This is a genomic window from Lysinibacillus sp. NPDC093190, from assembly GCF_050280425.1.
Lineage (GTDB): Bacteria > Bacillota > Bacilli > Bacillales_A > Planococcaceae > Lysinibacillus.
Genome location: NZ_JBNNVG010000004.1, coordinates 41,757 through 57,196, shown reverse-complemented (window position 1 = coordinate 57,196; position 15,440 = coordinate 41,757). Strand labels below are relative to the sequence as shown.

Here is a 15,440-nt window from a genome sequence, read left to right as displayed (position 1 = left end):
ATTATTCTGCAAATCTATTTTTTCCATGATAACGATCGTAATGAACGTCGTCTGACACAAGATAGTTGTAAATGTCGTCTACGATTTCAATACCTTCCTTATCATATTCCTTACTTCTTAATATACCGCGTTCACCTGGATAATAAATTTCTCCATAGCCCTCTGCCGCTGGCTGCGCTTTTAACTCATTAAGCATTGTTGAAATTTGTCGTTTAAAAGCATCTAAATTTGTGAAATAGGCTGGGTTAATCACGATATGAATTTGACCTAAATCGCGTCCTTTAGTTAAGTCTTGATACATAGAAGACACATGTATACCATGTGGGACTCCTAGAAGACTACCTGATAAAATATCTACCATCATCATCAAGCCGTATCCTTTTGGACCTGCAATAGGCAGGAGTGCATGAACATCTCTTGCATTCGTCGTTGGTGCACCAGTAGCATCAACAGCCCATGTATCTGGAATCGATGAATTTTTACTTCTTGCATCTAAGATTTTGCCCCATGCTTGGACAGTAGTCGCCATATCAAATGTAATGATACGGTCATCAGCAGACGGTGCACTATAAGCAATTGGGTTTGTCCCAAAATAAGGTTCAGTTCCGCCAAACGGTACGACCATTGGATCTGATTGACACATACTTAGAGCAACCATATCTTGTTCTGCTGCCATTTCAACAAAGTAACCTAAAGCACCACTATGTGAGATATTTTTCATACCAACAACGGCAACACCTGATTTTTTAGCCATTTCAATCGCTTTTTCCATCGCTTGCTTTGCTATTTGGTGACCTGGACCATTATCCCCATTAAATACCGCAGATGCTGGTCCTGTTTGTTCAAATGTATAGTTTGGATTGGTTGTAATACCGCCTTTTGCAATTCGTTCAGAATAGTATTCAACACGTACAGCACCATGTGAGTGAATACCTCTATGATCAGCGTATGTTAATACGTCTGCAACATCATGTGCCGCTCCTTCATTTAATCCTGCTTTCATAAACTTTTGCTTCATTAAATTAAATAGTTCTTCTTTAGATACACGCATCTTGTTTACTCCTCATTTAATTAATATTTTGTGTCAGATTCTAAATAATCTAGAATTTTATTTTAGAAATTCTTTTGTAACTAAGATGCCTAATTTATCTTTGGATAACTATCGGAGATAATATACTCACTTTTTATAAATCAATATCTCTGTTTGCATCTTTAGAATAAATGTATGAGAATGGCTCATCTAAACCAATTGCATAGGTTGCTTGCGGTACATAAGCGCCCATAAAGATATAATCACCTTTATCAACCGGCATCCATTCGTTGTCTAGGTTGTACATGCCTCGCCCACTTAAAACATAAGCGCCGTGTTCTTGAACGTGTGTTTCAATGTAACCATGTGAAGCACCTGGTTTGAATGAAAGAATATGAATGTTCATGTCATATCCAATTTCTTTTGGTAATAAGTCTTGAATTAATACTTCTTTCATACCTTCATATGCCTCTTGTTCGATGTCGTTCACATTACCTGTAACGACTTCTGGTGTATACCCTTTAAGAGGTTGTCCTTTAAGTGGTTGATAACGTTTTTTGTATAAGAATAAGCGGCTATCTTCACCGTTATTATTATTTTCAAAAGTTAACTGTAAGTGTGGGGGCACATATAAATACCCACCTTCTGTTAATTCGTATCTTTTACCATCTGCAAAAGCATTGATTTTGCCATAAACAACGTATACAAAAGATTGAATACCATCACCAGCGAAACCAGTTTTGTTTCCACCTTTGTTTTTTACTGTTACTAAATAATCTACAAATCTTGCACCTAAACGCGGGGATCCTAAGATTGTTACGTCACAATCTTTAAAGCCAGGTACAACATTATTAACTAGGCCGTCTGGTGTGATTACCGCGTAATTGTCTTTTTTAATGACAGATCGTGTTTCTAATAAACCTTCTCTGTATCCTTGAACTTGATTTAAGTAACCCATAATTATCTGGCTCCTTTTTCATTATTTTTATTCTTTGTATGCTAGTTCATAAAGTACATCGCTTAATACTTCAATACCTTTAACAAGATCTTCTATCTTCGTCTCTTCACTAATGTTGTGACTAATTCCATCAATAGAAGGTACAAACAACATCGCCGTTGGAACATATTGAGCAAAGATTTGTGAGTCATGTCCTGCACCAGATGGCATCACTTTATATTGATTCTCTACATTGTTCTTTGCTGCTTGTTCAATGATTTGAACGATTTTTTTGTCCATCAATGTTGGTGCCTCATCCATCCATAAATTAATGTCGTAAGTCATACTATTTGCTTCAGCGACTAATTTAATTTTGTCTTCGATTTCTGCTGCAAAATCATTTAATAGTTGCTGATCAATATGACGACAGTCTACTGAGAACGTAATTTCACCAGGAACTACATTTACTGTGTTTGGTACAAGTGTGACATGACCGAACGTTAATACAAGTGGTTCCCCAATTTCTCTAGCACGTTTTGTTAAGTCCGAGACAATTTCACTATAGGCAACAACTGTATCGCGACGTAATGACATTGGCGTAGTACCAGCGTGGTTTGCTTCACCTTTTAAGTTGATCGTGAAGCGTTTTTGACCAACGATGCCATTAACAACACCGATTGTTTTGTTTTCTGTCTCTAACACTTTACCTTGTTCAATATGAATTTCAACAAATGCTTTAATGTCATTACGAACTTCAGTCGTTTTTCGATAATCAAAGCCTGATTTACGCATCGCGTCTTCGAACTTGATGCCCTCAGCATCTGCAATCGTGTCAACATCCGATTTTTTAGCTAAGTTAAAGAAGTTTTTGCTACCCCAGAATGTGTAAGGGAATCGACTACCTTCTTCTTCTGCAAGCGATAATACTTCTAATGAGCGTAGTGGTTGGCCATGTTTAGCTTTTAAATATTTCACAGCCACCAGTGCAGCTAAGATACCGAATTGTCCATCTAGATGACCACCTTCAACTACTGTGTCGATATGTGATCCTGTTAAAATGGTTTCTTCCGGATATTTACTGCCAACAAGACGCCCAGTTAAGTTACCTATATCGTCGAAACTTGCTTCTAAGCCTTCTTCTTTGAATGTTGCTTCCAGCTCACGAACGGCTTCATTCCATTCTTGAGAATATAATAGGCGTGTAATCCCACCTTGTTCTAAACCACCAAAACTTGTGAATTTCTTATCTAAAGATTGAAAAGTTGATTGAATATCCATTACTCTTTCACTCCTTCCTTCAAGTACACTTTTATTATAGGTCCATACTCACAACCATTCATTGACACAATGAACAATAATGGATGGTCTTTTTATGCACTTTAGACAAATAATTTTTGATAAGGAGCAAGTAGCTCGGAGTAAATAAGAACGCTGTTAGCTATTGATTATGGAAAGGGTCTAAGAAGGCGTGTGAGTGGAGTAAATAATCAATTTTATCCTTACTAAAAAACAAAAACCACATAGTAAATCTATGTGAAAACTTAGATTTACTATGTGGTATAGTCCTTATTAAAATGATTAGAGGATAAAAGATAGCCCGAGTGTCATGATACATACAAGTAGGAGCAAGCCTAAGCTATATCGTATTGTATATTGAAAGATTTTTGACTCATTCCCGGTTTGATTAACGGCGGCTGCTGCAATCGCGATAGATTGTGGTGAAATCAATTTTGCTACGCTTCCCCCAGCAGTGTTAGCTGCTATTAGCAATGATGGTGAGATGCCGATCTGCGTCCCGGTAACAACCTGTAAGCTACCGAATAGTGCGTTATTATTTACAACCGATCCCGTTAGAAAGACACCAATCCATCCTAATACTGGACTAACAAATGGGAAGAATTCACCCGTTTTGGCAAGTGCAAGTCCTAGAGAAGTGCTAAGCCCAGAGAAGTCAGAAAGATTTGCAAAAGCCATTACAAGTACGATTGTAAAAATCGGTAACCATAGTTCTTTAATCGTGTCACCTAGCAAATGAACTGTTTGTTTGATGTTTAACGCAGGAAACAGGACACTCGTTAAAATGATAGCCAATAAAATCGCCGTTCCCGTTGCCGAAACAAAGTTAATAGTTAAGATAGCTGGTATAGAATTGGCTTCTGTTACGATTGGTGGTATACGTATGATTTGATCGTGTAATCCAGGAATTTTCAATGCGACAGTCGTAAAATCAAGTGCACCACCATCTACAAATAATTGTTTAAATTCAGGCAAGCTCCAAACGGCTATAACACCAGTGAGGATATAAAATGGTGACCAAGCTACCAAAATCTCTTTCATAGAATAGTTTTTTAAATTTCCTGTTAGTTCTACCCCAGGTTCATGGTAAATCGTTTTCGGTTGCCATTTCCTTAAGAATAAGGCTAAAACCACCATACTAACTAAAGAAGGAATAATATTCGCAAGCTCTGGCCCGATCGTAGTAATCGTAAGTAAATGAAGCCCTGAATAGACACTACTGACGACCAAAATGGCTGGGAATATCTCTTTTATTCCTTTGATACCATCTAAAATAAAGATGAGGAGAAAAGGAACGAGAAATGAAATCAAAGGTAAAAGATAGCCTGTCATTCTTGACAGTTCTAACGTTTCCATCCCACCTACTTCAGCACCAGTAATGACTGGAATTCCAACTGTTCCAAATGCGCCTGTAGAGGCATTGGCGATTAGGCAAAGTCCAGCAGCTTTAATGGGATTGAAACCAAGCGTCACTAGTAAAGCTGCACAAATAGCGATTGGAACACCTAATCCGGCCGCTCCTTCCAAGAAAGCATTAAAACAAAAACCAATAAGCAATAATTGAAGTCGTTGATCCTCGGTAATATTCGCTATACTACCACGTACGATCTCAAACTTTCCGGTTTGCACAGAAATTTTGTACAACCAAACAGCCATAATGACGATATAACCAATAGGCCACAACGCTTTACCTGTTCCGAAAATAATTGCTCCAAATGCTTTAGTTATCGGCATATCGAAGACTCCGACTGTAATGATAATGGTAACACCTAAAGTTAATGCTGCTGCATAAATCCCTTTTAATTTAAAGATTGTTAAACTAAGTAGAAATAGGAGTATAGGAAGAAAGGCTATGATGCCACTCACTATTTCGTTTCCAAGTGGATTGTATTGTTGATCCCACATCGTTGTCACTTCTTTCTAACGTAGTTATTTCTACCATGGTTTAGTTGAGCAAAGGTGAATTTCTTTGTTCAAGCTACTTTAGCATGCTATCCTTGTAGTAACCCGCTTTTCAAAAAATAAAGAATCACGTAGAATATTCTGACCTTGTTCAAGCATATTATTCTCCTTTACTATTTTGAAATAAAGGATTATACGTATAATAACCTTCAAAAATAGTATACAATCAGAGTGATAGGTTATCCTTGTAGCATCTTACATATTTAATTCATATTTTGGCTTTTTCTAACAAATATAAAGGAGATGATTCTTATGACAACATTAAAAGAAATCATGTCTGTCCAACAATTTTCTGATTTAACATTGTTAAATGATGAGGGCGATTTAGAAAGAGAAGTAGAAATGGTCGATATTACTGAAACGCCTGATATTAAAAATTTCACAGCACCCCACTCATTTATTGTCACTACAGGTATGTGTTATCAACATGACCAATCCGGATTAAAGGATCTCATTCGAGAATTAAATGATATACCAGTTGCTGGCATAGGCGTTAAATTATCGCGCTTTTTAGAAAAAATTGATGATGAAGTAATAGCATATGCAAACGAGTTAAAATTCCCCATTATCAGAATCCCTGATAGTTGGAATCTTGGATCCATTACGCATCATATATCATCCTATATTTTGGATGAAGAAACTGAAAAGTTATACTTTGCATTAGATATCCAACAAGAATTAAATACAATGCTTATGAGAGGTTTGAGCTTGGAAATGATGATTGAACGTATGAGCAGACTCCTTAGAGTCCCTGTGATGCTCTTAAATCCTTTTCATCAAATTAAATCGATGAGCCATCACTTCCAAGAACACTCAGAGCAAATTCCGAAAAATCTTAGTTACTTCAAAAGATGTGTGAATTCCAAGCAGATTTCACCTAATAATAAAGCATCTTTCCAAGAAGAACATATTATATTTGAAGTTCCAGCATTTAAATATTTTCCGTATTATTTGATGGTTTCAAATGTCAATACGCTCACTTATCCATTTAGTTTGCTTGCTATAGAACAAGCCGTAAATACACTTAGTCTCGCCATTTATAAAAATAGTAAAATCAAAGAAGCGGAACAACAAGATGTAAACCGATTTTTCGAAACATTGATGTCTGAACATCCTGATAATCTTATTTCAGTCAAACAGCACCCTGAGTTTTTAAAAAAGCATCTTATTCAACCATCCAATTTCTATCAAGTGATCGTTTGTGCGATTGATCAAGAAAGGGATGTGGAAAATAATATTTATTTGAATGAGCGCTATCAAATGACTTTTGAATGGCTAACACATAAGCTGACTGACATTGATCCTTCTATCAGTGTTTATAGGTCTCCAGGTAATCATCGGTTTACGATACTATTACAAACTAAACATCAATATTATTTAGATTACTGCAAATATATCCAAAAAGAATATCAAAAACTTTTTAATAGCACACTGTCATTCGGTATTGGTAATGAAGTTACTGAATTCTCACAGTTACCACTCTCTTATTTCGAAGCGAATGAAGCTTTTGATCATAAGTCTGAAAGTGATAAAGTTGAATTTATAGAACTCTATAAATCTAAAAGTGTAGAAGAATTATTACAACTCATTCCAGCCAATAAATTAAAACCGTTTATCACGTATACACTAGGTTCATTAGCCTATCCGAAAACGACGAAGGAAAAAGAACTAAAACATACATTGAAAATCTATTTGGCGAATCATTGTGATCTGACAAAGACTTCGGAAGATATATTTATTCATCGGAATACGGTAAAATATCGTATTAAAAAATGTGAAGAGATTTTAGGTCAGTCTATCGAATCGCCTGATATTTCATTGGATCTACGATTAGCATTATTTGCATCAGAGAAAGTAAATTTTTAAACTAAAAAATCCCGCTAAAAAGCTGTTATGCATGCTTTTAGCGGGATTCTTTTTGCCTATTTTATCGGAACACTTGCTTCCCACCTCAATTATGAGCAAGCAAATGGTGTAGCTCCTACTCACGATGTTATCATGAAACCGGCGCTTATTCGATTGAATCCACATATACGTTTAAATGAATTCTCTGTTAGGAACCCCTTTAATTGATGAAATGGAGCTGCTTTAACAACTGTTCCAAAAGCATCACCGCTTCCACCCTGGTCGTGCAAATTGATAGCGTTGCGCACCTGAGCCTACTCAGCCCCATCTGATGCGCATGACTCCGGCTGGTTGCCACTCAGTAGGCGCGTGTCAATTGCGACGAGCCGTACGCTCTATGCCATCAACGATTACTTTGTACAGTTGGTGCGGCAGGTCGTGCCCCATGCCATCAACCAACATAAGCTCTGCGCCCGGGATGGCAGAAGCCGTGTCCTCGCCACATGCCGGGACGAACAGTGGATCCTCTCCCCCATGAATGACAAGTACTGGTACTTTAATGGTTGTCAGCCGCGGACGACGGTCACCGGAGACAGCCATAGCAGCAATTTGTCGTCCGACACTGCCTGGATCATAGGCTCGTTGGACTTCCTCCAGAATGAGCGCCCGATAAGCATTCTCTTCAAACGGATAGACGGTGCCGGCGATGCGTTTGGCAAAAGATAGACTGTGCGCCAAAAATCCTGCTTCATCCTCAAATGGGTTCGGCGCCGGTTTAGTCATCATTGCCATGACATCTGGGGCAGTTTGCGGAAGGGCGGGATTACCGGAACTGGACATAATGGATGTGAGCGATAATACTCGTTCTGGGTACTCACTAGCTGCAATCTGGGCGATCATTCCGCCCATCGACCTGCCAACGAAATGTGCTTGGTCAATTGACAGGGCATCGAGTAGTCCGATAGCGTCGTTGGACAGGGCATCGAGAGTGTAAGGGATATCCGGTTGCTGTCCCGACATGAGAGCAGTCGCCAGTGCGTCAAAATCCAATGTTGGATAATGGCTAAAGTGCGTCGAGCAACCTACGTCGCGATTGTCAAAGCGGATTACGCAAAAGCCTCGCGCTGCTAAAATCCGACAAAACGAATCCGTCCATCGGATCATCTGGGTTCCCAGCCCGGCGATTAGAATAATAGCCTCGTCATTTTCGTTACCGAAACTGTCATAGGCCAAATCGACGTCGTTAACTTTTAGGATTTTCATAATCATGATCTCCTCCTTTTCTGGGGGATATAGATTTATCACAAGTTTTGTATCATCCATAAATATTTATTTGAATTATAGCATTTTTTTCAAAATATTACACTTCTATTGTAATTATTATCCATATATTATTTCCCTTACGATTCTATTATTTTCATTCAGTTTCTTCTGAAAATAAGTGACGAGGATTTGTTCCTTGTTACTATTGCCTAATCCAGTTGTTATATAGAACTCGGATTGCATGGGGGTGTACAATTCATGTTTTATATAAATCTAGAGCATTAGCTTCTTCATGTGTAAGACCACGATAATTCCGCTGCCTTTAGACAGCAATTACAAAACTACCTATCAGCGAGAGATGTATTAAATCCCTACAGATAGGTAGCCATTTACTTTATTCATTAGTTAGGGGATTGATTGTTTTCTTCTCTTTCAACATCACGACAAGGAAGAATAATATCGCTGCTGCTGCAAGAAGTATTGCTGCAATATAGAATGCTAATACTTTCGAACCAGTGATATCACCAATATAACCTGTAAGAGTTGGCGCAATAACTGATGAAGTCATTCCAAAGAAGTTAAAGATACCTAGTGCTTTGGCCATGTTGTTGGAAGGTACTGAATCAGTTACATATGTGATTAAAACTGGATCAATGGCAAGTTTACCTAATAAACCGTATAAAACTAATGCTGCATAAAGGACAGATGGGTTAGGTGCAAATACGGTTAAACTAATTGTTACGGCTGCACCAATTAACAAGAAGATAATTAATTTCTGACGCATATGTGCATTTTTGTCAATATACTTAGAAAATATCAATGCACCAGGTACTGCTGTGACTGCAACTAAAGCAGCTACATATCCTACTGAACCTTGTTCGAATCCTTTTTCTGCGACAAGGAATGATGGTAACCATGTCACAATCATGTAATAACCATAACATGTTGCAAAATAGACGAAATAAATAACTAATTTTTTTATCGAGAATAATTCTACGCCTTGAGATACTGTGGCTTGTGTTGTTTTCTTATCTTCAGATGTTTCATTTGTAGCTGTTTTTTTGTCTTGTTTAACAAATAAAGCAAACACAAATGTTACAGCTACTATTAAGACTGCTATAATATAAAGCATGTAATTCCATTGGATTTCAAGGCCACCTACTAATACAGATGAGCCTACTAGACCAATAACCATCCCTAATGCAGAACCACTGTTGATGATCGCATTAGAAAAGCTTTTCTTATCTTTTGGCATATATTTAGCTGATAAAGAGAAAGCCGCACCATAGTATGAGCCAGTCGAAAGACCTGCCATTAAGGCGCCTACATAAACTTGATTGATTGTCGTGCTTGATCCAATGACGAATGCTGCTAATGCAAAAATGATAAACGCAGGGATTAATACTCGTTTTTGTCCAAATTTATCAACGAGTATTCCTGATGGAATTTGCATACCAGTATAGGCAAAGAAATAAATAGAAGCAATAAGTCCTACTTGAGTATCGCTAATATTACCAAGCGATTCTTGAATTTGTGGATATATTGGTGTAAGTATTGTACGATAAATCCAAATAGCTACCCAACCTAAACACAATGCAAAAATGATTTTTTTGTAATAATTCGGGTCATGTTTAACTGTTTGTTCCATGGTTGACACTCCCATTTTTTTGTATTTACTTATGTTGTTACTTATGTTATTACTAACTTGATTGTAGGTTACGAGAAACTAAATAACATTGTTCACTTTGAACAAAAATAAAAATAACTTTGCACATTTTAGACAAAAGAGAATTTTTAAAATAGTTACAATTTCGTCCAAACGTACGAATCCTCTCTTTGTTTTACTGCTGAACTTCGAGGGACTGTCTATAAAGACTAATAAAAAAAACGGATTGAGGAATTTTTTTATTTCCTCAAACCGCTTCCCTAGTAAATTTTGTTGGACAAATAATAAAAAGGCTGCCAAACAATCAGATGTAAATCTGACTTTTTGGCAGCCTCATTGTAAGATCCACTTATTCCCGTGAAATCGTGTTAACCTCTCTTTTTTACGATGAAAACTAGTTAATCAACAGACGCGATAGTTAATTCTATACTATTAATGTGGAATAAAACCAATTGGTGTTGGACCCGCAATTCCTAACATTACAAAATCTTTATCAGAAGTATTAGTCATACCGTGCTTTTCACCCGGACGCGCAACAACAACATCACCGGCTTTAATTTGGACCATTTCACCACATTCTGGATAAAAATCTGCTGTTCCTTCAATAACAATCCAAATATCATCCGCTTGCTTGTGCGAGTGAATAGGCAAATTTTGTCCTGGCCGCATACACCAAACAGCTCCTACAGTATTAGGTGTTTCATAGAAAATATGTTTTGTCGCTTCTTCTTCTCTAAACTCTTGAATATCTGGCCAATGGAAAATACGGTTTTTCAAATCATTTCTTGCTATTTTTTTTAAAGGCATTGTATTTTCTCCTTGTTTCAAATTTCAAACTTCACCATACTCAAATGATTTAGCGTGGATTAGACAACGAATAAAAACTTCTCGGATTTGCTAGAAAATAGCAAAGAATTATCTTTTAATAATATTTTGAGGTTTACCTTCTAAAAATGCCATCGTGTTATCGAATGCAATTCTAGCTCGCAATTCCATAGCTTCATCAGTAAGGAACCCTACGTGTGGTGTTAAAATTACATTTTTGGCGTGTAATAGTTTATAGTCTCCAGGAATAGGCGGTTCCATATCAAATACGTCGATACCCGCTCCTGCAATTCGCCCTTCATTTAATGCGTCCGCCAATGCATCATTATCAACAATCGGTCCTCGCGCGCAGTTGATTAAAATAGCTGATTCCTTCATTAATTCTAATTTTTCTTTCGAGATTAATCCCTTTGTACTTGGTAGTAAAGGTATATGTAATGACACAATATCAGATTGTGTTAATACCTCATCTAATTCCATATACTTGATTCCTAAAGCTTCAGCTTCTGGATTTCTTCGGGATTGGTCTGCAGCCACTATTTTTGCGCCGAATGCTTTGAACAAATGAGCAGTCATCATACCAATTTTACCTGTACCAATCAAACCAACTGTTTTACCTTTAATTTCACTACCTTGGAATGCTCCTGGGAAATTAGCTCCACGAATTTCTTTATCACCCTGAGTGATATGGCGATACACATCTAATACTAAACCAATTGTTAATTCCGCCACTGCTTGATTTGCATAGCCAGCTGCATTACATATCATAATATCTTGCTTTTTAGCTTGAGCGATCCCTACATGATCAACACCTGTAAAGGCAACATTAATTAATTGTAACTTGTTATTTTGATCAATGACTTCTGTAGGATAAGGATTATTAGCAATCATTATCACATCTGCACCTTCACTACGTCTTACTAATTCTGCACTATCCGTTGTTTTCTCGTTGTAATAAACAAATTCATGACCGCCCTGTTTAATTGGTTCCGCTAATTTTTCAATAATCGAATCCGTAACATTTAATGGTTCTAATAATTTGACTAACATGTTATCAATTCCCTTCTATTATTTTGCAATACGTCTGTTGATTAACTAGGTACCATAGTTTAAAACTAGGAAGGTTTTAAAATCAAGAGGTGAATGAAATTTCAGTTTTCACTTTGTACGTTTTGCACAAAAAATAAAGTATTTTCATTTTTAGTCACTTCTACTTTTCCATATTTCCTTATGGTATTCCTTAATTCAATTGTAGGATAGGAGCATTTAAATAACATTGTTCACTTTTAACAAAAATTGAAACTATATTACATGTTTTTGACAAAATCTTTCGTGCAAAATAAAAAATCAGCCCATCTAACCCTAAGATTATCGGACTGATTCTTTACATTATAATCGTAAATTTAACCACACATTGTTCTTTGTCTACATCTTTAGACAATCGGTGCTCCTTGATTAAGGTTAGCATTTTACACCTTTACCACAAAAACTCTATTCCACACTTTTTAGCGATTCAATCATATTTATTTTCGTAACTTTTCTTCTAAGAAGTAAGTTAGACACTATAGTCAGTAAGAACGCGACAATTATAGAGACTAATATGATTAACATATTTAATTTATCTGGGATTTGTTGATGGGTGCTTGATAGAGCCTTTACTATAATTTTATAGACATAGCCACTGATCGGTAAAGCTACAATGATCGCAATTGTCGTTAGGATGATGTTTTCCAAAAATATTAGTCTGTTTATTTTATTTTTTTGGTAGCCTAATACTTTAAGTGTTGCAAGCTCACGATTCCTTTCATATATGTTGATGGAAGATATCGTATAGATGGCGCCAAAGGAAAGTATGATGGCGCTTGTGATAAACATGATAAATACAAAACTGTTTTGCTTCACAATATATTGAGCCGATTTTTTTAAATCATTCTTATCTGCAATTGTATCTACACGGTGATCTTTTTCAAAAAACTTACGAGCGCTCATAGCATCAGTAGAGTTATTTGCTTGAACTAAAAGCGAGGTTGGATTGTAGTCTATGTTAAAGCTCTTTAAGTACTCTGGTGTACTATAAAATGATGGATTCGAATATTGTGTAGTTATATTTAAAACCTTCATTTCTACAGAAGTATCTTTTAGTTCTGGCGCTGTAAACTTTATGTTGACACTATCCCCTTTAGAAATATGATATTTGTCAGCGTAAGATTTTGGTACAAGCAAACCGTTATTTTCTAAAGATATCCTATTGTCATTTTCGTCAAAGAAATGAATGAGATTATTTTCTTTTTCAGTAACAACTAAAGTTGCGCTTTCTTTTTCATTATCTTTTATGATTTCAATAGGAAAAGTGGATAACAAATAACTATTTTTAATTTCAGAAGGTAATTTTACCGTATTAATTTGTGCCTATCGTATAATCTACTCTTAGATCATAAGTATAAACATTTTCAATTTGGTCTGCTACTTTTAGCAAGGATGCTTGAGTACCGAAAGCAGTAATCAATAAAACGGTGCTGACAACAACACCAAGTGAACTTGCTAAAGCTTTTTGTTTATTTAATAATATATTTCTCAAAATGAGTTTATAACTGTAGGAAATATGGCTCCATAGACCTGGAACTCTTTCTATCAAGAGCTTTTTCATCTTCTTTGGCGGTTTAGGACGCATAGCCTGAGCCGCATGTTCTTTTAATATAGTTCTACCGCTTAAGTAACATGACAGAATCCCAAAAGCACTGGAGAAAATAAACGGTGGAATGATTGAAAATATAGAGAGTGAGAATTTTATGTGAGGCAAAGAGTAGGCCCTTGCACAAGACGTAGTTACTAAAGGAATAAATACAAAAGCGGCAATTACACAGCCAATGATTGAGCCTAGTATACCTGCCAGAACAGGGTATCCCATATAGTGAAGCATGATGTTGCTGTTTTTTACACCTAAAGCCTTCATAATACCAACTTGATTCCTTTGAGAATCGATAGTCCTCGACATGGCGAGAAATAGGATAATCGCTTCAATCAAAAAAAGTACTAAAGGTATAACTTTACTCATTAAGTTATTATTATTAATCGTTTGATTGATTTTAGAATAATTCAAAGTCCGTTCTTTGTTTACTTGATCTAAATAACTAAGTTGTTTGGATTGTGCCTCAATTGATTTGCCTAATTGTTCAATATCTTGCCCTTTTTTTGCATCAATGATGACTTCATTATAATAAAAGCCATTTAAAATTTCAGGTAATGTCTCTTCGGCAATATAAGCTACCCCATACGTTTTATGGTCTTGAATTTCGTTCTTTTTTGCATATTCCACATTCTCACCCAAACCACTAATTGTAAAATCAAAATTTATGTCATTCGCCTTGATTGTGAATTGATCGCCAACACGATAATGATGTTCTTTTGCATAGTGAGAATCTAATAAAATCTCACCCTTGTTTAATGGGATATTCCCTTCAATGATAGTGGGCGTATTTATTTCATTGTTTTCAGGGATCGAATGAATTTTTAATGACGTTTTGTAATCATCAAAGGCTTGCGTAGCATCTAAGGTATAACGTCCTTCAATTTTATGGATCCCTTCAATTTTACTTAACCGAATCACATCATTTTTAGAAAGTTGACTGTAATACACATTTAAATCGCTTAAATGATGTTCTTGAAAGTAATCCTTCGTATAAGCACTAAGATTATCGCTATAGGTTACAAGTCCCGCATAGAAAAAAGCACCTACTGCAATCACAATCACTATGGCTATAAATTGCCCCATAGATTGTTTAATGTCCCGCAATAATTTTAAAAACAATTTCATGCTTACCACTCAATCCCTTCAACACTTTGTTTTTCATCATTGATCGTAACGCTTTCGATTTTTCCGCTTTTTACTTTAATAATTTTGTCAGCCATAGGAGCAATTGCAGAATTATGTGTGACTAAAACAACGCATTTCTTTGTTTCCCTGTTTAAATCTTGCAGAAGCTTTAATACAGACTTACCTGTTACATAATCCAAAGCGCCTGTTGGTTCATCACAAAGTAAAAGTAAGGGATTTTTTGCAACCGCTCTAGCTATAGCAACTCTTTGTTGTTCTCCTCCAGATAGCTGCGAAGGAAAATTTTTCATTCGATTCGCTAATCCGACTTTATGTAAAATATTTTTAGCATCCAGATGGTTTTTACATACTTCAGTGGCAAATTCAACATTTTCGAGAGCGTTTAAATTCGGAATTAAGTTATAAAATTGAAAGACAAAGCCAATTTTCTCACCACGATATTCTGTTAACTTTTTTTCGTTCAATCTTGTTATTTCTTGATTCCCAACAAACACTTGACCTGAGGTAGCTGTATCCATACCACCAAGAATATTCAAAATCGTACTTTTACCCGCTCCACTTGCCCCTAAAATAACGACAAATTCCCCTTCATAAATGGAAAAGTCAACACCATCAAGAGCTTTGATTGGGACTTCTCCTATTGTGTATTCCTTCGTTACGCTTTTAAATTCGATGAGCTTTTTCATTTATTCCATCCCTTCATATAAGTTTTGGTCAACGTCAAGTAACTCTAAAATAAACAACTATTGTCGTATATTTTAGAGTTACTGTTTATTTGCCT

The 15,440-nt window shown here is 36.2% G+C and carries 10 protein-coding genes and 1 pseudogene; 1 reads left to right on the top strand and 10 read right to left on the bottom strand.

Going from position 1 to position 15,440, the window contains the following annotated elements:
* Nucleotide 1: 1 nt before the first annotated feature.
* From allD to ACQKOF_RS04905, 4 genes are all read right to left on the bottom strand, one after another.
* Nucleotides 2-1,051, bottom strand: coding sequence for an ureidoglycolate dehydrogenase (gene allD / locus ACQKOF_RS04920; RefSeq protein WP_427554245.1), 1,050 nt, complete (start codon nt 1,049-1,051; stop codon nt 2-4).
* A gap of 133 nt (nt 1,052-1,184) precedes the next feature.
* A complete protein-coding gene (gene allE, locus ACQKOF_RS04915) occupies nt 1,185-1,988 on the bottom strand; it encodes a (S)-ureidoglycine aminohydrolase (protein ID WP_427554243.1) in 804 nt (267 codons plus the stop codon).
* A gap of 27 nt (nt 1,989-2,015) precedes the next feature.
* A complete protein-coding gene (gene allC / locus ACQKOF_RS04910; RefSeq protein ID WP_427554241.1) occupies nt 2,016-3,245 on the bottom strand; it encodes an allantoate deiminase in 1,230 nt (409 codons plus the stop codon).
* A gap of 300 nt (nt 3,246-3,545) precedes the next feature.
* Complete coding sequence (locus ACQKOF_RS04905) at nt 3,546-5,168, bottom strand: lactate permease LctP family transporter (RefSeq protein ID WP_427554239.1); 1,623 nt, start codon at nt 5,166-5,168, stop codon at nt 3,546-3,548.
* A gap of 309 nt (nt 5,169-5,477) precedes the next feature.
* Here ACQKOF_RS04905 and ACQKOF_RS04900 point away from each other — a divergent pair, with 309 nt between their 5' ends.
* Nucleotides 5,478-7,091 carry a PucR family transcriptional regulator gene (locus ACQKOF_RS04900; protein WP_427554237.1) on the top strand — a complete coding sequence of 538 codons (1,614 nt, stop codon included), beginning with the start codon at nt 5,478-5,480 and terminating at the stop codon, nt 7,089-7,091.
* 351 nt (nt 7,092-7,442) lie between these two features.
* On the opposite strand, the gene ACQKOF_RS04895 is transcribed toward ACQKOF_RS04900, so the two are convergent.
* From ACQKOF_RS04895 to ACQKOF_RS04870, 6 genes and pseudogenes are all read right to left on the bottom strand, one after another.
* Nucleotides 7,443-8,333, bottom strand: coding sequence for an alpha/beta fold hydrolase (locus ACQKOF_RS04895; protein WP_427554498.1), 891 nt, complete (start codon nt 8,331-8,333; stop codon nt 7,443-7,445).
* Nucleotides 8,334-8,727: 394 nt separating this feature from the next.
* Nucleotides 8,728-9,981: an MFS transporter gene (locus ACQKOF_RS04890; RefSeq protein ID WP_427554235.1), complete on the bottom strand. Its 1,254-nt coding sequence runs from the start codon at nt 9,979-9,981 to the stop codon at nt 8,728-8,730.
* A 450-nt stretch (nt 9,982-10,431) separates the two neighbouring features.
* On the bottom strand, nt 10,432-10,806 hold the full coding sequence (locus ACQKOF_RS04885; protein WP_387082784.1) for a cupin domain-containing protein: 375 nt from the start codon (nt 10,804-10,806) through the stop codon (nt 10,432-10,434).
* A 108-nt stretch (nt 10,807-10,914) separates the two neighbouring features.
* A complete protein-coding gene (locus ACQKOF_RS04880) occupies nt 10,915-11,874 on the bottom strand; it encodes a 2-hydroxyacid dehydrogenase (RefSeq protein ID WP_427554232.1) in 960 nt (319 codons plus the stop codon).
* 441 nt (nt 11,875-12,315) lie between these two features.
* A pseudogene (locus ACQKOF_RS04875) lies at nt 12,316-14,638 on the bottom strand (ABC transporter permease).
* A 2-nt stretch (nt 14,639-14,640) separates the two neighbouring features.
* Complete coding sequence (locus ACQKOF_RS04870; protein ID WP_427554230.1) at nt 14,641-15,345, bottom strand: ABC transporter ATP-binding protein; 705 nt, start codon at nt 15,343-15,345, stop codon at nt 14,641-14,643.
* Nucleotides 15,346-15,440: the final 95 nt, after the last annotated feature.

Bases quoted from the DNA above. Each gene is read 5' to 3' on its own strand.
- allC (WP_427554241.1), bottom strand. From the start codon at position 3,245: ATGGATATTCAATCAACTTTTCAATCTTTAGATAAGAAATTCACAAGT.
- ACQKOF_RS04890 (WP_427554235.1), bottom strand. From the start codon at position 9,981: ATGGAACAAACAGTTAAACATGACCCGAATTATTACAAAAAAATCATT.
- ACQKOF_RS04885 (WP_387082784.1), bottom strand. From the start codon at position 10,806: ATGCCTTTAAAAAAAATAGCAAGAAATGATTTGAAAAACCGTATTTTC.
- ACQKOF_RS04900 (WP_427554237.1), top strand. From the start codon at position 5,478: ATGACAACATTAAAAGAAATCATGTCTGTCCAACAATTTTCTGATTTA.
- ACQKOF_RS04880 (WP_427554232.1), bottom strand. From the start codon at position 11,874: ATGTTAGTCAAATTATTAGAACCATTAAATGTTACGGATTCGATTATT.
- ACQKOF_RS04905 (WP_427554239.1), bottom strand. From the start codon at position 5,168: ATGTGGGATCAACAATACAATCCACTTGGAAACGAAATAGTGAGTGGC.
- ACQKOF_RS04895 (WP_427554498.1), bottom strand. From the start codon at position 8,333: ATGAAAATCCTAAAAGTTAACGACGTCGATTTGGCCTATGACAGTTTC.
- allE (WP_427554243.1), bottom strand. From the start codon at position 1,988: ATGGGTTACTTAAATCAAGTTCAAGGATACAGAGAAGGTTTATTAGAA.
- allD (WP_427554245.1), bottom strand. From the start codon at position 1,051: ATGCGTGTATCTAAAGAAGAACTATTTAATTTAATGAAGCAAAAGTTT.
- ACQKOF_RS04870 (WP_427554230.1), bottom strand. From the start codon at position 15,345: ATGAAAAAGCTCATCGAATTTAAAAGCGTAACGAAGGAATACACAATA.